The 22,331-nt window shown below is 37.8% G+C and carries 20 protein-coding genes and 1 riboswitch; of the genes, 1 reads left to right on the top strand and 19 read right to left on the bottom strand.

The genetic code is table 11. The annotated features are described in order from the left end of the window. Window positions 1-33: 33 nt before the first annotated feature. The 10 genes from MKX67_RS02735 to murF all read right to left on the bottom strand — a co-directional run bounded on the left by MKX67_RS02735 (window position 34) and on the right by murF (window position 12,811). Complete coding sequence (locus MKX67_RS02735; RefSeq protein WP_095370760.1) at window positions 34-927, bottom strand: SDR family oxidoreductase; 894 nt, start codon at window positions 925-927, stop codon at window positions 34-36. A gap of 284 nt (window positions 928-1,211) precedes the next feature. Beyond that, window positions 1,212-1,835: a queuosine precursor transporter gene (locus MKX67_RS02730; RefSeq protein ID WP_095370761.1), complete on the bottom strand. Its 624-nt coding sequence runs from the start codon at window positions 1,833-1,835 to the stop codon at window positions 1,212-1,214. Beyond that, window positions 1,832-2,332 carry a preQ(1) synthase gene (queF, locus tag MKX67_RS02725; protein ID WP_095370762.1) on the bottom strand — a complete coding sequence of 167 codons (501 nt, stop codon included), beginning with the start codon at window positions 2,330-2,332 and terminating at the stop codon, window positions 1,832-1,834. Before queF ends, MKX67_RS02730 begins: the two co-directional genes overlap by 4 nt. A gap of 216 nt (window positions 2,333-2,548) precedes the next feature. Further along, a complete protein-coding gene (locus tag MKX67_RS02720) occupies window positions 2,549-3,601 on the bottom strand; it encodes a hemolysin family protein (RefSeq protein ID WP_095370763.1) in 1,053 nt (350 codons plus the stop codon). A 38-nt stretch (window positions 3,602-3,639) separates the two neighbouring features. Next, complete coding sequence (locus MKX67_RS02715; RefSeq protein WP_095370764.1) at window positions 3,640-4,977, bottom strand: hemolysin family protein; 1,338 nt, start codon at window positions 4,975-4,977, stop codon at window positions 3,640-3,642. A gap of 39 nt (window positions 4,978-5,016) precedes the next feature. Next, a complete protein-coding gene (locus MKX67_RS02710) occupies window positions 5,017-5,388 on the bottom strand; it encodes a MerR family transcriptional regulator (protein ID WP_224939188.1) in 372 nt (123 codons plus the stop codon). Window positions 5,389-6,633: 1,245 nt separating this feature from the next. Continuing rightward, the gene (gene mgtE, locus MKX67_RS02705; protein ID WP_095370766.1) at window positions 6,634-8,004 is read right to left on the bottom strand and encodes a magnesium transporter; all 1,371 of its coding nucleotides are present in this window, start codon (window positions 8,002-8,004) and stop codon (window positions 6,634-6,636) included. A gap of 242 nt (window positions 8,005-8,246) precedes the next feature. Beyond that, window positions 8,247-8,411: riboswitch (M-box (ykoK) riboswitch) on the bottom strand. Window positions 8,412-8,507: 96 nt separating this feature from the next. Continuing rightward, a complete protein-coding gene (locus MKX67_RS02700) occupies window positions 8,508-9,935 on the bottom strand; it encodes an aldehyde dehydrogenase family protein (RefSeq protein WP_322910505.1) in 1,428 nt (475 codons plus the stop codon). A gap of 362 nt (window positions 9,936-10,297) precedes the next feature. Continuing rightward, window positions 10,298-11,317 carry a DUF3231 family protein gene (locus tag MKX67_RS02695; RefSeq protein ID WP_307318764.1) on the bottom strand — a complete coding sequence of 340 codons (1,020 nt, stop codon included), beginning with the start codon at window positions 11,315-11,317 and terminating at the stop codon, window positions 10,298-10,300. 117 nt (window positions 11,318-11,434) lie between these two features. Further along, on the bottom strand, window positions 11,435-12,811 hold the full coding sequence (gene murF, locus MKX67_RS02690; RefSeq protein ID WP_322910506.1) for a UDP-N-acetylmuramoyl-tripeptide--D-alanyl-D-alanine ligase: 1,377 nt from the start codon (window positions 12,809-12,811) through the stop codon (window positions 11,435-11,437). 173 nt (window positions 12,812-12,984) lie between these two features. Here murF and MKX67_RS02685 point away from each other — a divergent pair, with 173 nt between their 5' ends. Next, on the top strand, window positions 12,985-13,392 hold the full coding sequence (locus MKX67_RS02685; RefSeq protein WP_322910507.1) for an NUDIX domain-containing protein: 408 nt from the start codon (window positions 12,985-12,987) through the stop codon (window positions 13,390-13,392). Between the two features lie 25 nt (window positions 13,393-13,417). Here the strand turns inward: MKX67_RS02685 and MKX67_RS02680 are convergent, their stop codons facing one another. From MKX67_RS02680 to MKX67_RS02640, 9 genes are all read right to left on the bottom strand, one after another. Continuing rightward, window positions 13,418-14,683 (bottom strand): MFS transporter, encoded by a 1,266-nt coding sequence (locus tag MKX67_RS02680; RefSeq protein ID WP_322910508.1) that lies wholly within the window; start codon window positions 14,681-14,683, stop codon window positions 13,418-13,420. A gap of 70 nt (window positions 14,684-14,753) precedes the next feature. After that, window positions 14,754-15,377, bottom strand: a complete 624-nt coding sequence (locus MKX67_RS02675) for a TetR/AcrR family transcriptional regulator (RefSeq protein WP_322910509.1) — start codon at window positions 15,375-15,377, stop codon at window positions 14,754-14,756. Window positions 15,378-15,463: 86 nt separating this feature from the next. Further along, window positions 15,464-16,336, bottom strand: a complete 873-nt coding sequence (locus MKX67_RS02670; RefSeq protein ID WP_322910510.1) for an acyltransferase — start codon at window positions 16,334-16,336, stop codon at window positions 15,464-15,466. 281 nt (window positions 16,337-16,617) lie between these two features. Continuing rightward, window positions 16,618-17,409 (bottom strand): 2-keto-4-pentenoate hydratase, encoded by a 792-nt coding sequence (locus MKX67_RS02665; protein ID WP_322910511.1) that lies wholly within the window; start codon window positions 17,407-17,409, stop codon window positions 16,618-16,620. Between the two features lie 92 nt (window positions 17,410-17,501). Next, window positions 17,502-18,356, bottom strand: coding sequence for an alpha/beta hydrolase (locus MKX67_RS02660; RefSeq protein ID WP_095370773.1), 855 nt, complete (start codon window positions 18,354-18,356; stop codon window positions 17,502-17,504). Window positions 18,357-18,370: 14 nt separating this feature from the next. Beyond that, entirely contained in the window at window positions 18,371-19,306 is a 936-nt protein-coding gene (locus MKX67_RS02655; protein ID WP_322910512.1) for a hypothetical protein, read from the bottom strand. A 62-nt stretch (window positions 19,307-19,368) separates the two neighbouring features. Beyond that, complete coding sequence (locus MKX67_RS02650) at window positions 19,369-20,778, bottom strand: helix-turn-helix domain-containing protein (RefSeq protein ID WP_307318778.1); 1,410 nt, start codon at window positions 20,776-20,778, stop codon at window positions 19,369-19,371. 210 nt (window positions 20,779-20,988) lie between these two features. After that, window positions 20,989-21,870, bottom strand: a complete 882-nt coding sequence (hcaB, locus tag MKX67_RS02645; RefSeq protein WP_342488806.1) for a 3-(cis-5,6-dihydroxycyclohexa-1,3-dien-1-yl)propanoate dehydrogenase — start codon at window positions 21,868-21,870, stop codon at window positions 20,989-20,991. 26 nt (window positions 21,871-21,896) lie between these two features. Then, window positions 21,897-22,256, bottom strand: a complete 360-nt coding sequence (locus MKX67_RS02640) for a non-heme iron oxygenase ferredoxin subunit (RefSeq protein WP_095370776.1) — start codon at window positions 22,254-22,256, stop codon at window positions 21,897-21,899. Between the last annotated feature and the right edge of the window lie 75 nt (window positions 22,257-22,331).

Below are 22,331 nucleotides of genomic sequence, written 5' to 3'. Positions count from 1 at the left end.
AGCACTTTTAGTTAAAGTCGCTCGGCTTTTTTATTAGGAGCCAACAAAATCTCCCCCGTTAACGTGGATGGTTTGACCTGTGATGTAAGAGCCGTCATCAGATGCTAAAAGGACATAAACGGGTGCTAATTCATACGGTTGCCCTGCTCTTTTCATTGGGACATCGAGACCGAATGTTTGGATTTGTTCCGGGGATTGGCTTGCAGGTTGGAGTGCCGTCCAAATTGGCCCCGGTGCAACGGCATTGACACGAATGCCTTTGTCTACAACATTATTAGCTAACGCTCGTGTGAAACTAACAATTGCGCCCTTTGTTGCCGAATAATCAATGAGATCTTTTCTACCGATATAGGCATTAATTGAGGTTGTGTTAATAATGCTGGCCCCATCTTTCAAGTGAGGCATGGCTGCTTTTGTCATATAATAATACGACCGAATATTCACGTCAAAGGTTATGTTCCACTGATCTGAACTAATATTTGTAAATTCATCTTGCAAAAACTGTACAGCGATATTATTCACAAGCACATCACATCTGCCAAAGGTTTGGATGGTCTCTTCTACAATTCGTTTACAATGCGCTTCCTCCCTTTGATCACCTGGAATAAGAAGACATTTCCCGCCATAATAAGCGATTGCCTGTTTCGTCTCTTCTGCGTCGCGATGTTCATCATAATAGGCAATTACTAAATTCGCTCCTTCTTTCGCAAAAGCGACCGCAGCGGCTCTCCCTATCCCACTATCGCCCCCAGTTACAATTACTACTCTATCCTTTAGCTTGCCGGTACCTCTATATTGCGGATTATCATATATGGGTCTTGGTACCATTTCGTATTCCATCCCTGGCTGTCTATTCTGCTTTTGTTTCGGAAAGCTAAATACAATCTCCTCACATTTTGTTTCTTTTCCGTAATTTCCTCGTTCCATAGGGCTTCCCCTCCTCTTCATCATATTATTTTAATTGAGAGAAGGTGGTGCAAACGCGAAAATACCTAGCTCTTAAACTATTGGGTACGATTGCTGAAAGATAAGAAGTGATATCTACATAATTATCGCCTTTTGGTCTAAACTTTTCTTTGAACAAATCGATGACCACCTAAGTCTGTACCTATTTTAGAACAGTTATGTAAGTGGGGGAAAAAACCAATAGAACCGTATAAAAAAAGCCTTGCTTCAATTAAAAGGAAGCAAGACTCTAATTTTTCATCGAATTACACTTTTTCCATGATGAATTCACGCTTACGAATCATATGCACAACTAAATAAACAAGCGGTGTGATGCAAATTGAGGCAATAAATTTAAATAAATATTGCGAGAGAATCAATCCCAATAATGCGGTAGTTGGAATCGTTCCGTAAAAGGCGATCGTAATAAATATCGATGTGTCGACGATTTGACTAATCATTACAGACATATTATTTCTGAACCATAACTTCTTCTTACCATGACGCATTTTTAGTTTATGAAAAACATACACAACAATATGCTGGCTAATAAAATAAGACACAAGACTCGCAACTATTACACGAAAGCTACCACCTAAAATCGCTTGAAATGATGCCTGTTCGCCGAATACGGGAGCAGCAGGTAATTGGATGGTGATCATAATAAAGATAATCGCCAATATTTGTGTGATAAGACCAGCTTTCACCGTTTGTTTACCAGCTTCTTTCCCATATAATTCGACGATAATATCAATGATTGGGTACGTAAAAATAAAAACGACCACTGCTGCTGGAAGAATCGCTAAATCGCCAAGGCTGAATAATTTCACAGCAACTATATTAGCTAATATAAGCAAGCCCACATAGATGCCGTTTAAATATAGAATCATCGATTATCCACTTTTTCTGGATAGAGGTCATGGTTCATTAATCGATGCTCTGCCATCTTTTCGTATTTCGTTTCCGGTCGGCCATAATTGCACCATGGATCAATGCTAATACCACCACGAGGCGTAAATTTCCCCCAAACTTCAATATATCGGGGGTTCAATAAATCAATGAGGTCATTCATAATAATATTGACACAGTCCTCGTGAAAATCGCCATGATTTCTAAAGCTAAAGAGATACAGTTTCAATGATTTACTTTCTACAATTTTTTCATCAGGGATGTAAGAGATATACATCGTAGCAAAATCCGGTTGGCCTGTGATGGGGCAAAGACTTGTGAATTCTGGACAATTAAATTTGACAAAATAATCTCTGCCGCTATGTAAGCTGTCCACAGCCTCAAGTACTTCTGGTGCGTAATCTGATGGGTATTGGGTCTGTTGATTACCTAATAAAGTTAAATCCGTTAATCCTTGTTCTTCTTTTCTTCCTGACATAAAAAAGCCTCCTTGAATCAATTTCGTTCAGGGAGCTAAAACCATCTGTCAACTAAGAAACAAAAAACCACGCCCGAATATGGACATGGTTTTTTTCATGCATCCATAGTTTTTTATAGAGGGTTTAAAGCTATGAACCTCTTCTGGATATCTTCCAGTCTATTCATTTACTTTTCTCAGTTTATATAAGCTTGTGATCACTGTCAATCTTTTCTGTTAGGCGTACACTTCATTGCCATCCGATTCATCTTTAATTTCACCAACAATTTCAGAAAGAATATCCTCCATTGTTACTAACCCGACGGTTTTGCCTTGATTATTTGTTACAAGGGCCATATGTGTACGTGTTTGCTGCATTTTCAAGAAAACCTCTTTAATGGAGATAGTTTCTTTATAGCTTGGAATCTCATGCATAAATTCTTTAAAATCTTCCTTACGTCCTGCAGCTAAACTCGTTAACATTTCCTTCGTATTAATGAAGCCGATATATTCCTTCGTCTTAGATGTAACAGGGTATCTTGTATATTCATGTTCATCGATGACCTTTAACATGCTGTCCAATGACTGATTCTTCTGCAGTGTAATCATTTCTTCTTTCGGAATCATAATATCTTTTAATTGACGACCATCAAAGGCAAAGATGTTCTCCAAATAAGCAAGTTCTGTTTGGTTGATTTCTCCACCTTCATAACTTTGTGTGACAATCAACTTCAACTCTTCTTCCGAGTGCACAGTATCATGACCAGCTGGCTCAACACCGAATCGTCTTAAAATAAACGTTGCGGAACCATTTAATAAACTAATAACTGGCTTCATAATGCGACCAAACCAATATAAAGCTGGCGCCAGTAGAAGTGTCATTTTTTCTGCATATTGTATCGCTAATGTTTTTGGTGCAAGTTCCCCAATAACGACGTGTAAGAACGAGACAATAGTCAGTGAGATAATATAAGAAAGTATTGTCGCTACAGCGGCAGATACTTCAAATTCAATAAACAAAGGTTCTAAAATCTTCTGTACAGTTGGTTCACCTAAAGCACCTAAAACAAGCGCTGTAATGGTAATACCTAGCTGGCAGGCAGATAAATAATAGTCAAGATTATGAGCTACTTTTTTAGCAAGTACTGCTTTTTTATTTCCTTCTGCGATCAATTGATCGAGTCTAGACATACGCACTTTCAATATAGCAAACTCGGCACCTACGAAAAATGCCGTAAACAAAATAAATAATGCAACTAAAAACAAGTTTAATATGATTATACTGTCCAATTATTTCCCTCTTCCTGAGGGATTCACCTCCAAGATGATTACGATGATTGAGGGGTTTCCTCTGCTATTTGATCTTCTAAATATTGATGGAACATGACTTGTTTAATTTGATAATTATCCATTTCAGCCACTTCCCACACATGATTATCGTGATGAACCTCGTCACCCTGCTCTACTACTTCAAGGTTTTTATATTGTATCCAACCAGCAATTGTGTCGATATCTTCACTATCTTCAAATGTTAGGCCAAACCGGTCTTCCAAATCAGTCAATAACACACGTCCATTGATGATATACTTTTGTTCACCCGCTGGACGGATATCCGCTACTTCATCCTCATCAAATTCATCGCGAATTTCGCCAACTAGCTCTTCAAGTACATCCTCCATCGTTAAAACACCAGAAGTTCCGCCGTACTCATCCATAACAACAGTCATATGGACTTGTTCTTGCTGCATTTTCACCAGCGCATCTTGTATACTTGTTACTTCTACAACAAATGGAACATCACGCATATATTGCTCTAACTTTACTTCCCTGCCACTCACAATGTGACTGAGCATTTTCTTCGCATTGACAACACCAATAATACGGTCTTTATCCCCATTTTCGACAACGGGATAACGCGTATAATTATGTTCATCTAAAATGGCGATCAGTTCATCTGGAGTCATATCCTTATCAATTGTCACAAGATCTGTTCTTGGAACCATGATATCTTTTGCTACTCTTTCATCAAAAGAAAAGACGTTCTCTAAATACTTCAGTTCTGTTTGATCAATTTCTCCACCTTGGAAACTTTGTGCCATAACGATTTTTAATTCTTCCTCAGTGTATGCCTTTTCTTGCGGAGCTGGCGCGACACCAAACATACGCAATAAAAGACGAGAAGCACCATTTAAAGCAAAAATAAACGGCGACATAATCTTACCGAACCAGTAAAGTGAAGGAGCAAGCATTAACGTCACTTTTTCCGAAAATTGAATAGCTAAAGTTTTCGGTGCCATCTCTCCGACTACCACGTGTAAATAAGTTACTAATGCAAAAGCAATTGCATAAGAAGCAACATCAGCAATAGTAGCAGAAATGTTTAACCAACTAAAAACAGGATACAACACAGCACTTACAGCCGGTTTACCTAATGCACCTAAACCAAGGGCTGTTACCGTAATACCAAGTTGACAAGCTGATAAATAATAATCCAGGTCCGCTGCTACTTTCTTAGCAAGAACCGCTTTTTTATTTCCTTCAGCAATTAACTGGTCAATTCTCGACATACGGAGTTTGACTACTGCGAACTCAGACGCAACGAAAAACGCCGTCAGAGCAAGTAAAATTACAAGCATTATTAAATTCGTAATGGTTATTATGTCCAATTATTTCCCTCTTAACTGAGGGATTCACCTCCAAAATAGTTAACACTCATTCAATCGTTTGAAACAATCTGATAATTCTTTTTCAAGTAAGCGAAACACACGCTTTTTTTCGATTTCGGAACATTGTTGATATCGTTGTTCTACGATTTCAAGCTTCCCTTTTAAACGATTGATTTCCTCTTGGACCTCTATTACCATGGGGTCTACTCCTTGGTTATCCTGTGTATGAAGTACTCTCTGAATCTCTAGAATTGATAATCTCTCTTTCTTCAAAGCTTTAATCCTTTCTAACGTATTCAGGACATCCTCAGGATAAAGACGGTAGTTTGAAGAGGAACGTTCGACACTCAATAAATTCTTTTTTGTGTAATAATCAATCGTCCGTGATGTTAAACCGCTCAATTTCGCCACCTGACCAATTCGCAATAACGCCTTCCCAATGAAGTAACCCCCTTTCTATATTAAGTATTACGTTTCAGTTTTATCTAAAACCTATGTTTATAGGTTGAAACTTTTTAAGAAAAAACACAAACTATTACGTTATAGTTTATGAGAAAATTATATAATGGACTGTAACTGAAATCAAGTGGTAGCTTTTTCAGTCCACAACTCCCCATTCTCAATTATATTTTAACTGATAACAGGATAGATCACAAAAAAAGAAACTTCATATTATATATCTCTCACTTGATAAAGAAAGATATGATTGATTATTTTACCTCTATGATACTTTTCGGAGGATGATATAGAATGATAAACGGGCTGATGAGATGACGGTGCCTGAATTGTACTCAGCCGGAAATATTGGCTTGTTCTAGTGAACTCGAATCAGAATAGGCGAGCTAGCTTTTGTAATAGTTGGAAACGCGGCAATTATTTTGAACCAACTACTATATTTGACTCTTTTAACAGACAAACGCTTCAAATTTTTCACCGCTCTCAGAATACTGACTCGTTCTTGCTGGAAACGTATCAAATAGCATAGGGTTACTCTATATTTGATTCGTTTAACAAGTAATCGCTCCAAAAATTTGGACATTCTGTAAATCTTGACTCGTTTTGGAAAGGAACGAATCAAACATTTGAACCAACTACTATTTTTGACTCGTTTAACAGATAAACGCTTCAAATTTTTCACCGCCCTCAGAATCCTGACTCGTTCTTGCTGGAAACGTATCAAATAAAAGGGGGGTACTCTATATTTGATTCGTTTAACAAGTAATCGCTCCAAAAATTTGGACATTCTGTAAATCTTGACTCGTTTTGGAAAGGAACGAATCAAACATTTGAACCTTCTACTAATTTTGACGCGTTTAACATACAAACGCTTCAAATTCTTCACCAATCTCAGAATCCTGACTCGTTTCTTGCTGGAAACGTATCAAATAAAATGGGGTTTCTCTATATTTGATTCGTTTAAAGAGTAAACGCTCCAAAATTTTGGACTTTCTGCAAATCTTGACTCATTTAAGGAATAAACGCTCCAAAAATCGTACTCTCAACAAATCCTGGCTCGTTGCGAATTTACGGAAACACGCCAAGAATGATACAAAGTTATCTTCCCCGATTTCCTAATTATCTTTCTCCACTTGCTTTTTGTATTGTATTTTCCCCATAAAAAAACACCTCCATTCTTAAATGGAAGTGTTGGTTCTTTCATATAATTTTGTCCATCATGGTCGTTGCAATAGAGAAATAAATCAGTAGGCTAAGAATATCATTTAATGTAGTAATAAAAGGGCCGGATGCAATGGCTGGATCAATTTTTAAGCGGTTGATAATGAGCGGAACAACTGCTCCAATCACTGCGGCCATACTTAATGCTAAAAATAGTGACGCACCAACGATAAAAGCAAGCAGCCAATTTCCTTGGTAGAATAGACCAATAATACCTGTTAATACGATCATACATACGACACCGAGCATCAAACCAGTACCCAATTCCCTTTTCACTATTTGCCATACACCGTTTTTCTCTACTGATCCAGTGGCTAATCCACGGACTGCAACAGCTAATGATTGTGTCCCTGTGTTACCTGCCGTTCCCATAATCAATGGCATAAATGCAGCGAGGATGACAATTTGCTGTAATGTTTCTTCAAAGCGACCGATGATGTTAGCGGTAATCATACCGAAAAACATCAATAAAACAATCCAAGGTGCACGCTTTTTTGCGGCACTAAAAGCCGTTAAGTTTAAATCTGTCGCCCCTTTAGAAGCAGCAAATTCTCCAAAATCATCATCTGTCTCTTCTTCTAGTACATCGATAACATCATCGACTGTAATAATACCGACAAGCTTTCCTTCTTTCCCAATGACAGGAACCGCTAGAAAATCATATTCTTTAATCAAACGTGCCACTTTTTCTTGATCTTCATTGACCGGTACAGAAACCACTTGTGTGCTCATAATATCATCAATGATTTGATCAGGCTGTGCAATAATTAAATCTCTTAATGAAACAACCCCAGCAAGACGCTCCTCTATATCGACGACGTATAAATAGTAAATCGTCTCAGCAGCCATTGCCGTTTCTCTTAGTTCTTCAATGACTTGGGCGGCAGTGGACTCAACTGAAATGCGAATGAATTCTTTCGTCATAATGGCACCGGCCGTTCTCGGTGCATAAGTCATCAGCTCGATGACTTTATTGGCTTCTTCTTGATCCATGGATTGAAGGATATCATCTGCATTTTCTACTTCCATTTCAAGCAAGAAATCGGCAACGTCATCAGCGGACATATAATTAAACATCGCGACAGCATATTGAAAGCCTATATGAGTGAAAACCTCAGATTGATCCTCTAAGTCTAGCCCTTGGAAAATATCAGAGAACTCTTCGGGTGTCAGAAAAAGTAGCAATTGTTTTTGTAATGGCAGTTCCATTTCTTTAAACACTTCTACTTGGTCCGTCGGATGCAATTCAAGGAATGTCTCACGAAACATTTTTAAGTTGCGTTCAGTGATATATTTTAATACTTGTTTTTGGTAATCTTTTTTTTGTTTTAATTTTAATAATTGGTTCATTTCGACTCCTCCATTTCTGAAGAAGAGCCTATTTATTCTGTATAAGATGAGTGGTGCAGAACAAATACCCTCCTCTTTTCTCCCTATTGATCAATTCCTGTTTACTCGACCTCGGATTGGGAATACTATCCATCCCGCACCACCTCCTTGTTTTTTTAAAATGAAAAAGCACCTCCAACTAACCGTGGAGGTGCATAAAATGCATAGAAAATACAACATGTACGTGTATTGTACAAGCAGTAATTACCCCTCCATTCGTAGAGCTTTAGCACTGTACAGCATAGGTAAATACCAGCTACATTAAAAACCACCTTATGTCGATGGTTCCTGTTGACCCATTGGCGTCTTTGGACATTTTTGGGCAGTAGCATATCTCTATACAGGAGCCTCACCTAACGAGGATTCATATGGATTGCCATGTTCACTTTACATCTAGTGTTACATTCTGTCAACACCTTTAGAAAAATTAATAAAGGTCCCCGGTACAAGGGAACCTATTAGATTTAAGCATAGTAGCCGATGATGGATTTAGGTTCTAAAAATTCTTCGATACCAAAGTCTCCCCATTCACGTCCAATGCCTGATTGTTTAAAGCCGCCAAACGGTGCTGAGAAATCAGTTTTTGAATTATTGACTTGGATTTGTCCAGCGCGAATGCCTTTGGCCACTTTTTGTAATGTGTTACGATCGCCACCGTAAACGTATCCAGCTAATCCATAAATGGTATCATTAGCGATTTCGATTGCTTCATCCAAGTTATCGTATGTGAGGATACTCATTACTGGTCCAAAGATTTCTTCTTGGGCAATCGTCATATCGTTTTTCACATTTGTAAAAGCAGTGATTTTCGTATAATAACCTTTCTCCAGTCCTTCTGGTTTTCCAGGACCACCGGCAATTAATTCTGCTCCTTCTTCTGATCCTTTTTTAATATACGATTGTACCCTTTCCCATTGATCTGCATCGACAAGAGGACCCACTTGAACATCTTGACTTGTTGGATCACCGACTGGGAAGTTTTCAATCACTTCTTTTACAGCCTCAACGAATTCATCATGCATTCCTTTTGGAATGAGTGTTCTTGTTGCCGCTGTACAAACTTGACCTGTATTTCCTGCGACGAGCGCAACGGCTGTTTTTGCCGCTCCTTTAATGTCTGCATCATCTAACACGATAAGTGGTGATTTTCCACCTAACTCAAGAGAAACTTTCTTGATAGTTGAAGCTGCGTTTTCCATAATTTTTTGTCCGACTTCACCAGATCCTGTAAAGGATACGAAATCAATATCAGGATGTGAACTAATGCCATTACCGATTGTTGAACCTGAACCTGTTACTAGGTTAAAGACACCTTTTGGCAAACCTGCCGCTTCAAAGATTTCCGCTAAAATCATCGCTGCAAATGGTGTATTAGATGCTGGTTTAAGCACTACGGTACTACCAGCAGCAAACGCACTTGCCAGTTTAGTAGAGGTTTGATTCGTAGGGAAGTTCCATGGTGTTATGAGTCCTGCTACACCAATCGCTTCCTTGCGAACTAATGTGTTTCCTCGTTCTTCTTCAAATTTGAACGTTTTTAATTCCTCTACCGCTTGTTTAAAGTGTTGTAAACCCATTTGATAATGGACTTTATTGCTTCGCTTAACAGGAGAGCCAAGTTCTTCTGTAATCACTTCTATAATATCGTCTTTACGTTTTTCGTATTCTTGACAAATTCGCTCAAGTAACTCAATTCTTTCTTCTACTGATGTTTGAGAGAATGATGGAAATGCAGCTTTGGCCGCTGCCACTGCTTTATCTAAATCTTCTTCTGTTCCTGAACTAATTTTTCCCATTACTTCTTCCGTTGCTGGATTAATGACATCAATGGTTTTAGATCCCGTTGATGTGACCCATTCGCCATTAATATATTGCTTAGTATAATTTCGCATAAGTATAATCAAGCTCCTTTAGGGATATTATTGATTCTACTTAACCCATTCCCTTTCTCTCCTTTATTAAACATGTCACATTCGTCATTTATTACCAACTTTTCATCTGTATAACATTTATTCTTTAGGAAAAGATAGGGCTACGTGCTCGTCACGTAATATCGGTGTGGAGGGATGGACGTTGGAATTTATTGCTCATTTGATTCATCTAATCCAAAGATGGTTAGTGAAATTAAACTACTCTATCTACAAGAGATCTAATCGCCTCCTAAGAATAAATAGAGCTAGGTCAATGGCGTAAAGTAGACGTTCTACCAATCACGGATAGTAAAAAGGTAAGCATCTTCACGATGCTTACCTTACTAATGTTTTTCTTTATTTTTGGCTAATGTTTCTTTATCTAATGTTCCAGGTGGTTGTTCAAGATAACCCAATTCCACCATTAAATTCCCTATATCCTTTGCATACTGACCCACTTCCATAGCTAAACGTTCATAATTGATGATCAGGTCATGCCTTTGACTTGCTGCAGCACCCGTCGCATAGTTTCCACTCCCGGCAGCTGTTAACATCCCTAATTGAAAAAGGATTAATTTATCCGAGAATACTTCGGCAGTTGAATTGGTAATACTAACATCTCCATCAATTGGTGCTTGGAGACCATTGTTAATCAAAGTAACAGCAAATAATTCCACATGTTTTTCTGAAATATCTTTGCCTTGTATACATATCTTTTGTACTTCTTTTCTTGGTGACATTTGGGCAAAGCTTGTAGCTAATTTTAGCCCAACAACATTATTGAAAAAATTAAGATGAAGATGAGAGATTTCCACAGCATTCAACGCCCTTTTGTCTGCAAACGGATTTAATCCTTTGAAATAACTTTTATCATCCACCATATCAATTTCTTTTGGATAAGGAATAACAGGCGATCGTACAAATACACCTTTATTGATTTGGATTTCTGAACTTTGCTCAAATAAATCAGCTGTCGCAAAAAGTGTCTTATTAAAAAGCTTCCTTATATCTTTTCTTGCACTTAAGGCAAGAAAGCCACTATAACTAAGCATGCCAGCTTTAGCCATATGATGAATGTAGGTTAACATAAAAATATCTGTATACACTTTCGGGGCATGAATATTTACATCCTCAGCAGTAAACCCTTTTGGAATGGGTATTTTCTCTTGTTGAAAGATACTTTTCAATTTTGCTATATGGTCTTCTGAAATCTGACAAGCAGTTTGTACTAGTTGAGATATCATCTTATCCTCAACGGTTTCTCGCAAATAACTTAAAAACTGAACGGACATCGTATTCTGCATATAAGATGTCCATAAAGACGCTAACTCCGAAGAAGAAAGGTTAATCTTTTCTTCTGTCATGCGTGCACTTCCCTTCACAATATTCTGACCTTACTATTTGTTATTGAAAGGAGAATTATACCAAATAGGAAAATAAAAAAGCAGCTCACATAAATTTTAAGTGAGCTGCTTTTAAACTTAGATTAAGTTTTTCACTACTTCTTCTAATTTCATCTCCCTGGAGCCCTTAAATAGAATGAGGGCTTCTTTCTTCACGATTTTATTAATAAATTGGACGATTTCCGATTTTGTATAAGGAGACACCACTTTGTCTTCCCCCATCATTTGTTTCGCTTCTTTAGCAATTGCAGAGGCTAATATTCCATATGTGACGACAAAATCAATTTCATTCGGGTCAATTGCCTTTGCCATTTGTTTATGGAGAGTTTCAGCACTATCACCTAGCTCTAGCATATCTCCTAGTACTAATATTTTCTGATGATAGCCCTCCATTTCCTGTACTGTTTCAATCGCAGCTTGTACAGAGTTAGGACTCGCATTCCAAGCATCATTAATAATGGTGTATCCTTTTTTTGTTTGAATTGTTTCCATTCGCATGGCAGTCAAATCTAAGTTCTTCAATCCAGCGATAATGTTTTCAGGTGTCACTCCCAATTCAAGAGCGACAGCTACCGCTGCTAACGTATTTTTCACATTATGTTTACCAATGATCGATACTTTTAGATCTTTAAATAACTGCTCTCCTGCGATATCAAACTCAAGATATTTTTTATATTCTTTTACTTTTTCATAGTAGTAATTATTCGTTACCTCATGACCGAATGTTTTAACACGCATGGGTAAATCAACATTGGCTAACGCCTGCTTTAAGTGAGCATCATCGCCATAGTATATAAATAAGCCGCCATCTCTTAAACCATCAATAATTTCCAGTTTAGCATTGGCGATATTTTCTTCTGAACCTAGTGTCGCAATATGTGCCAAACCAACCATCGTAATAACTACAACATCAGGCTGAGCAATGGTTGACAGACGATGAATTTGTCCCTTTTCACTCATACCCATTTCTAGAACAAGGACCTCTGTCTCTTCTGCGACATCAAGAATGGTAAGAGGCAACCCGATTTGGCTGTTTAAATTCCCCTTTGTCTTATGGACTTTATATGTCGTCTGTAAGATGGACTTAACCATATCCTTCGTTGTTGTTTTTCCATTACTCCCCGTTACACCGACAACCTTTATATTTAATTGCTCACGATAAGCAGTTGCCAACTCTTGTAATGCTTGAAGTGGATCATCGACGTAAATCACAGGTACTCCTTCTGGTGGATGCTTATGCCCCTTCTTCCAAAGGGTTGCAGTAGCCCCCCGATCGAAAGCCGTATTTACATAGTTATGACCATCATCAATTCTCATAATAGGAATAAATAAATTCCCCTTATGTAATGTTCTTGTATCTATCGAAACCCCGTCAACACGGATATCAGCGTACTCTTCTTGCAGACCTGAACCATTTAACATATCCTGAATTTCAACTAAACTTCGCTTTATCATCCTAAATCCTCCACAATGATTACTTACATCAAATTGTAGACCTTTTTGCAGAAAAAGAAAACTCTTTAGTAAGGTAAAGCTGAAATGTTTTAATAGATTTAACTTTTAGAAAAAATCTCATCCATTCATGATAATATGGAATAAATTATCTAAAAAATACAAGGGGAGATTTTATGGCTACACCTAAACATATTGTCTCAGCAGCAACGATTGTTTTAAACGATCATAATGAAATCCTACTCATAAAAGGGCCACTAAGAGGTTGGGAAATGCCTGGTGGACAAGTAGAAGAAGGTGAATCCATCACAGAGGCAGCCATCCGCGAAACAAAAGAAGAATCTGGAATCGACGTAGAGATCATACGCTTCTGTGGCATCTTCCAAAACGTAGAAAAATCCATCTGTAACACCTTATTCCTTGCCAAACCTACCGGCGGAGAACTAACCACAAGCTCAGAAAGCTTAGCAGTTGGCTACTTCCCTATTGACCAGGCATTACAAATGATTGGATGGCAAAACTACAGGCAACGGGTCGAGTATTGTTTGGATGAAGGTAGGCACCCTTTTTTTGTCGATTTTTAAACATATTGCATTTTGACCTAACCTACTATCTAGAGACTGATTTTAGGTTAGTTATATTTGTTTCTTCTTGTTTCTTTGCTATGCTTACTAACCGCGCAAACAAAATAAAACTCAACCCGCCCATTAGACCAATTGCACCAGTAATAACAAGAGGCGGAACCCATTCACTTACAATGACAACGACACCTGCAGCACTGACACCTAAGAAAATGGCAACACCATACAGCGACATGTAAGTACTTCTCGCATGATCAGGCACACTATTAGCGAGCAAGGCCTGCTGCATCGGGATATACATCATCTCACCAATAGATGCAAGAAACATAGCAACAATAAGCAGCATGGGAATGGTTGTAAAGCTAAGAACTGTATAACCGGTGAAAAATAGCAAAAGTCCAACCAAAAATGTCACACGTTCCTTCCACTTTTTTATGACTGTGATAACAACGAACGTAAGCGCAACAACAAGTAAAGTATTTTCTGCCTTCAAAAATCCTAGTAGATTCACACCATCTACTTCCATAGGAATGGCGGTAATGATTTGTATTGGATTTGGGAGCTGTTCTTTTAAACGAATACCAATATAATTCGTTAATTGTTCCTCCACAGCTACAATTAATACACTAGCAAGAATAAATATGATAAAAAATTTATGCTTTAATATATTTAAATACTCTTTATACACTTGAATCGTTTGACTACTTTTTTGCCGCTGCACGTTAGGTTGATAGGTTTCTTTAATAAACACCTTTGTCATCAAAATAGAAAGGAAGGACACAAGAGCTGCACTAAGGAGTAATAAGACAAGGTGGGAAAAAAAGAAGAAAGCGCCGACCATACTACCAATAGCAATCCCTAAATTTCGAACCCAATAGGCATAAGTGTAAATGATTTTTCTTTCTTCAGGGGAACTCACATCAATGATTAATGCTTGATAGGCTGGATTGACGACACCTGTGCTAAATTGAATGATTATAAAAAATAGAAAAGTGATGTAAGGATAGGCACCAACGGATGTATTGGCAACTGCAGCACCTATATACCCTATAAATACAAACAGTTCTGCAAGCAATATTACCTTCCTTCTCCCTACTCTGTCTGAAGTAAATCCACCTAATAAGGAGCCTAAAACACTTGCCAACATCACACATAGAAATAGAACACCTGTCACGGCCTTCCCAACTTCCTCAGCAAAATAAATAATGATATAAGGTAAAATCGCCATTGTTGAAATAGATGAAATGAATTGTAACAGTAATCTAATACGGATGGCTGGGTGCAGATTTTTCATACATATTCCTCCTCTTTTTAATGATTGATTAATCAATCATTGTTGAAACGAATGAGAAGACTTCCCTAAACTAAGAAAGTCCTTTATCTGTTACTTTTTCAGTTGGTGCAAAAAGATTTAGTGCAGTGACAGCATATTGTTCCCACACATCACTATAGCGATTATCAGTCGAATTTAAACGAACGCCTATTAAGAGACTCGTATACAACGTAGCAACAATAAGCGGATCTTGTTTTTTAAACACCCCTATTTGCTGCCCGTTTTGTACCAATTTCCCGACCTTCACACGAAATACATCATGGAACTCATCTAATTCCTTAAACACATCAGCATACCGTTCATGCTGTCCCACAACTTGTACAACCAATTGCAAATAACGGTTCATTTCTGCAAATGCTCTAAAATGCTCTCTTAACATCTGTTTTGTTTCCAATAAAGGATCAGCAGACGTCTCATCAAAAAATAAAACGCGCTCCTTCAATTCCGCTAATGGTTCAACAACAACGGTATAAAACAATGCTTCCTTATCTTTAAAATAAGTAAACACACTACCAAAACTAACATTGGCAGCAACAGAAACCTTCTTAATTGTCGTACCCTCATACCCTTCAGTCGCAAATAACCCCATAGCCGCTTCTAAAATCTTCTTTTTCCGGAGCTCCATATTTTGAATTTGTTTTTCCGATAATGGCATTTGAACACCTTCTTGAAATGATTGATTAATCAATCATCAATTATTTTATAATTATATTATACCAATTACCAACTTATGTGAAGTAATTATTCTCCTTTTGAAAATATCCCTTTAAGTAATGGCTCTTTCTGTTTCGATTTCACAGAAGTATAAAAGCGATTTTTAGGAGTATTTTCTAAGTAAGGCAATAAGATATTTACTTTCTCATCACAGTTAGCAGCATCAATTAATTGCTTTTCAATAACCTTCATAGGTTCCTTTATACTTCCATCTTCGCTATAAATGAACCGATCATCGGCAAATTGCTCTGCGGCTTCCGTTTCATTTTCTGTATACGCATGTACAGATGGGCGAGCCCAAAACACATCATTGCGCACAATTCGAGCCGGACTTCCCGCTGCTGACACATTGGATGGTAATGATTTTGTCACAAGTGATTTTGCTCCAAGAATAGAACCAGACCCAATATTAACACCTTTTAATATCATCACATCTTGTCCAATCCAAATATGATCACCTAAATAAACGCTTTTAGTTGGATTGATGCGCTTTTTCGTTGCTGCATCATAAATCAAATGTGGATCTGCTAACCTTACAACCACACCTGTGGAAAACATATTATCATGACCAATGAAAAGATTCTTTTGCTCTGAAAGAATAAATCTAGCACTCCCATTAAAAGAATAATTGCGCCCAATAAAGAAGGCACTATTATTCCATACTGAAACATTAAATGTCGCACGTCGATTGGATTTACCAATAATGACAACTGAATGATTGCCATTAAAATGAATATTCGTATTTTTAAATTTGGCGCCACGTTCAACAATTAATGTATTGCCCTCTCCGACAAACTTCACCTTCGAATGATCAAATGCAATTTCCTCTTCTTTCATCCCTATTAATTGAATTTCATTATTTGAAGTTGGTTTTTTAAATATATCTGTGATGGTTTCCATTATTTACACACCTACTTTTATTAGCATTAAAACGCATTTATTATACAAAAGAATCTATTCATCATACGCATTTTAATCCTAACTTAACGACTTTGTATTTAAGATACTTTAATTTTTACATCACCTGTAATAATCACGTATAAAACGTAACCTAAAATGGTTATTTATTCCTTTATTATGAACAAAAGAACCATATCCATTCTATTAAAGTGCAAAAACCCTTATGGAGTAATCAGACTGATACTTCATAAGGGTGCATAATAGATTATTTGTATGTACCTTTAACGAAAAACAATTTCCACCTTTCCTAGCTTACTGAATTCCGCAGTAAACACATCTCCTTTTTGCGCAACGACTGCTGCGGATAAGGCACCTGATAAAATTACTTCTCCCGCTTTTAAAACAACATCATATTCAAATAACTTATTCGCTAACCATGCTACACATGCAGCTGGATGGCCTAAGACATCTGCACCTGTTCCCTTATTCGATAATTCACCATTTTTATAAAGGCTCATTTCGATTTTATTTAGCTCCAAACCACTAACATTAAATTTCTCATCTCCTAATACATAAAGCCCACAAGATGCATTATCAGCAACAGTGTCTTCTAATTTGATTTCCCAATTGTGAATACGGCTATCTACAATTTCTAATGAAGGAATAATATATTCAGTTGCGGATAAAACTTCCTCGGCTGTCACATGTGAGCCTTTTAAATCCTTATTAAGTACAAATGCAATTTCCCCTTCAACTTTTGGTTCGAAAAGTGAATCGATATCGATTGATCCCTTGTTGGGTATGCTCATACTATCTAATAAGTGACCGTAATCAGGTTGATCGACTCCTAAAAGTTCTTGCATCGCAAAGGATGTTAAACCAATCTTTTTACCAACAACTTTATGACCGTCTTTCACTTTCTGTTCAATTGCTCTTAGTTGGACTTGATATGCATCGTGAATAGTTAGGTTAGGATATTGATTAGTTAGTGGCTTAATCGCTGTTTTCGTTTGTTCAGCATGAAGTAAATGCTCGTATATTTGCTGTATACTAATCGTCTTTTGATTACTCAAATGATTAAACTCCCTTTCTTGTGAATATCAAAAAAACTTTGATAGTACATTTTTACACTTGTACTATCAAAGTCAGGTAAGACAATACAAACTTACTTCACAGGTATTTTGCTAAAAAAGTCAATAATGACCTTATTGAACGCATCAACCTTTTCCCATTGCGGCCAATGGCCCGCGTCGTTAATAACGATTAATTCACTTCCGGGTATCATCTCTTGAATCGGCATAGCTTCCTCAACAGTTGAAGTTGGGTCATGGTCGGTCCATGCTAATAAGGTTGGCACATCAATCTTTCCACACCAAGAGGGGTCCCAGCTATATTTTTGTCTAAATTCTATTTCTTGTAAGGCGACAATATGATCAACTGCCTTTTGATAGGATGGTTGGGTATAGATGTTGTATCGTGCCTCTATCAGTTCATCCGTCACTTGACTCTTATCATACATTAGCCATTCAAGCCGCGTTTTCACATTTTCATAGTTTGCTTCTAGCACCGCCTTAACGGTAGATTCCTTCAGTTTTTTCATCACTTCAGCTTTGTTATTTACATTTCCAGGCGTATTTAATACTAAAGCTTTAGCAATGCCAGGGTGATGGGCTGCAAACCAGGCTGCAACCCATCCGCCTAGGGATTCACCAGATAAATAGACTTCCCTCAAATCTAAAGCTTGAATCACTCCTAATAGATGATCACTATAGCTATCAATTCCATATGGGTGGTTAGGCTTCTCCGTGTATCCATGCCCAAGCATATCAATACAAATGACGCGGAAGTGCTCACTTAATCCTCTAATATTCCGAGCATAGGCTTCTATATGACCACCTGTACCATGAAGCAAAATAAGTGGTTCACCAGTTCCTGCTTCTAGCACTCTCGTTCTTATTCCATTGGCATCGACATAATAATTTTTAAAAGCTAAATCGGCTAAATCATTCCAAATTGTCATCTGAACATCCTCCTTTATACTTTATGGAACTTAACAACACCCATTCCTGTCACCCACTCAGGGATGGGTTCATAACAAGCAACCTCTGGTTCAAACTCTTGCAAAATTCCAAGCAGCACAAGCCAATTATGTATCTCCTGGCCGCCATTTCCCCCATTTTCTTCTATATAATCTGGAGACCATTGTCTAAGTGCCTGATAATCTTTCTCTCTAATGTTTCGTAAAAATTTACGATCCCACTCTTCATTGACCGGTCCAGATTTCAAGCTTGTCACACGTGTTTTACGCGTGTTTAAATATTCATCCAGCTCTTCAATCTGCTGACGACCATTTGTCAGAACTTTAATTAGCTCTTGATCCTCAGGTTTTTCACTATCAATCTTCGGAATCGGCACCCAATGAGAAATGCCGCCTGATGCCACAATCGCTACTTTTTTATCACTTTCCCATGTTTCAATTGCCTCACGAACCACTTCTCCGACTTGGAAGCACCGATCCATTGTCGGAAGTGGAGGGGCAGCTGTATTCACCGCAATCGGCACAACTGGAATATTTAAATCATCGTTTAAAAAGTGGACTGCTTGCGTATGACCATGATCCACTTTCATTCTCATGGAAAAAGCAAAGTCTACATTATTACCCAATCCTGTATCAAGTACATGCTTCGCTAACTCTTTCTCGACTGGAATTTGATATTCAGGAATTTCCCAATCTCCCCATCCTTCACAGCGATCAACTCCAATCGTGAAGGAGGGCATGTGATCATAAAAGTAACTATTAAAGTGATCATCAGATATAAGCACAATCACATCTGTCCCCATATCCTTAAGCCATTGTTTCATCTCAGTAACGGTATTTAGAAAGCGTTGTCCTTTTTCACCACCGCCAGCTTCATTTGTCATGATCATTGGGCTATGTGACATTGCTACTCCTGCTACTATTTCAGCCATAACTCCCACCTCTTATGTTTTACTGTTCATATCACGGCAGGCACATATCAACCCGCCAATGATTATTCAAAATGTAGATCTCCTAAAATAATGCTTGCCTGCAATGCTAAGAAAAGCTGACTACTTGTTTGGAGATCATTAATATCTGCTTCTAAAATTTTTCCGATTTTTTGTATACGATAACGTAAACCACCTAGTGATAAATTCATGATTTTTGCTGTTTTACACATATTTTGTCCATTTTTAATATAGATGTATAATGTTTTGGTAAGTTCTGATTCTTTCCCGCGATCGTACTCAACTAACTTTGACAACATCTTGTTACAGAAATGTCGGATATCTTCATTTTTGCCTGTACGAAATAATATCCCTACAGCACCCAAATCATCGAAGTACATGATGTCTTTTTGTTGATTATTCACATTCAATGAAATGAGTGCTTCATTGTATAGAATAGGAATATCTTCAAGCGATGTTGCTTTTGAACTTATGCCTATTTTAAAAGGATTTTGAGGATATTTCTCTTTAAGAAAATGAAGTAATTTCCGTATAAATTCATCTACGTTTATAAAATGCTTCGAGAACATATCTATAGGTAACAAAGCGGCAATGTTTTGTGCACCCTCCGATATGAGAATATTCAGATTACGTTCCATAAAATATCTTGAGAAAACTTCAATCAGATTCATTGCACCAATTGGTTCCTTTTCACTCGGATAAAAATCTGCATCCACTTTTAAAACGAGAAATTGATACTCTTTCCCTAAATCTACGCCAATATGTCTTGCCCTTTTGAACAACACGACAGGATTTAGACGATTATGAATCATGTCTTCTAACAGTCCACCTTTAATGTTTAACCTAAGCTCTGTATCTAAAATGGACTCCTTATTGTAGTTACTTACTGACCCAACCAAATGCATTTGTTTCATTTTCAACCAATCGAGTTCAGTAAAAGAAGGCTTAATAAAGGAGCAATATCCTACCACCTTCCCCTTTGAAATCATCGGTGCTATTAATCTCTTATGTTGATTAGATTGCTCCATTTCGACTACTTGCTGATTTTCTATCAGTTCATTCAATTTCGTCTGCATAGCTTTATTCTGATTGTTTTTCACAATGGTCTTTAATTGATTACTATATTGTTTAGCCAGTTCTGCATCTAACCCGACTGAATATAGGTAATTAAATCCTAAATCTTCAAGAATAATAGGATTATTGGTAAGTTGATAACATACATCAGCCAATCGTGCTTCGCCAACACCATTTAGGAAGTGTCCAATGGCTTCATTATTAAAATCTACAGCAGCTTGTAAATGATTTTTTTCTGTTAACACTCTATCTAAGCAATTCAAAAGCATTTGTGGCAATCCTGATTCGAATTCCTTCTCCGTGTAGTTAAAGTTGCCAAAATTTGAAGACATTTGTACAAATGCCTCTAAAGCTTCAGGATAATGAACCTTATTTTGCAATATACTCACCCACTTAAGAAAGTTACTAGTTGAATTAGTTACCCGAAAAATTAGTATTTTACAATTATTCTACTTCTTTTGGAAGTATCTGTCGATTAATGACTAGTGAGCCTAAGCAAAACAGGTAAAACACTATAGTCAAATAACTTAGCTAAGTTGGGGTTTCTATTGCTCTGAGCCCACCAATGATCCGCTTACTCGAACGTTCATTTATAATCCTTCAAAAGCTTTAACCTTTAATTTCTCCAACAGACCCTCACTACCTGTTTTTCTACGAATCCCGCGTATTCCCCAACCCCCATCAAAATTCAATACAGTGCCTGTAGCGGGAATATTGTCATCTCGAGAGGCAAAAAACACATAAGAACCTGCATAATCTTCTCCTTGCAAAATACGGCCGACTGGAGATGCTGCTGCGATATTCTCTTTACCTGCTTCCAAATCTTCGTCCTCATACCATTCCTTATACATGCTTGTGACAGAGCGGCTATCCATTTCTAATGAAGCAGGTCCTCTTAAATCTGTCATGGCACCGCCAATCGCAATTCCATTCACACGAACATAAGGAGCCAACTCAAAGGCCAACTGGCGGATTAACCCAACCACCGCATGTTTTGTGGAAGTGTAAAGCGGTCCTCCACCATTTGTATAAAACCCAGCATTGGAAACAGTAAAGATCATATTCCCTCTAGTTTCAGCCAGTTGTGGAAGACAGGCTTTAGCTGCTAGTAAATATCCCTTCACATTGACATGAAATAATTCATCAAATGCTTGATCTAATTTATCTTCTGGAAGATCGACAAGTGCCATATTGTAATCCCAAATGCCTACATTTGCAATGAGGGTGTCAATTTTGCCAAAATGTTCGCTACACTGATTGACCGCTGACTTCAAATCACTCAGCTGTCGAACATCTCCAACAATGCCCATGACATCATCGCCAAATGTCTGCTCAAGCTCTTTTAGACGATCCACTGACTTATCAAATATTGCTACCTTCGCACCTTCAGACACGAAACGTTCTACAATCGCCCGGCCAACACCGGACGCTCCGCCTGTGACAAAGGCCACTTCATTTGTCAATTTCATCATTGTAGCTCCCCACTCGTGAAAATAAGTCAACCATCCATTACTTTGCTCTTACTTTGTTCTGCTTCAAAGTAACCATCCTCAAATGCCACAAATACATCCTCCCCCTCAACCTTTACCGGATATTTCTTCAAAGGTTTCCAAGGTGGAGCCATCTTTACTGCCCCCGTATGAGCGCAAAACTTCCCCATATGCAGTGAACAAACGATGACATCTCCATCTAAATAACCGCCCTCGGACAGTGACCATTTGGCATGAGAACAGCGATCCTGTGTGGCAAGTACTTTACCATTCACATTAAACACTGCTACAGCCGTATCCCCTTCCACTACTTTTAATCCCTCATCATCTGGTAAATCAGACAAGGTGCAAACCTTTGTATATTTCATTCCATACATCCCCTTTCCTTGTTAATCATGTTTTTAGAAAAGCTTAAGGCGCCCGTAATCGCCGACAAGCATAAG

The sequence above is a fragment of the Cytobacillus sp. FSL W7-1323 genome, from assembly GCF_038595015.1.
Lineage (GTDB): Bacteria > Bacillota > Bacilli > Bacillales > Cytobacillaceae > Cytobacillus > Cytobacillus kochii.
The sequence above is the reverse complement of the archived record's forward strand: the minus strand, read 5'-3'. Positions and strand labels throughout refer to the sequence as shown.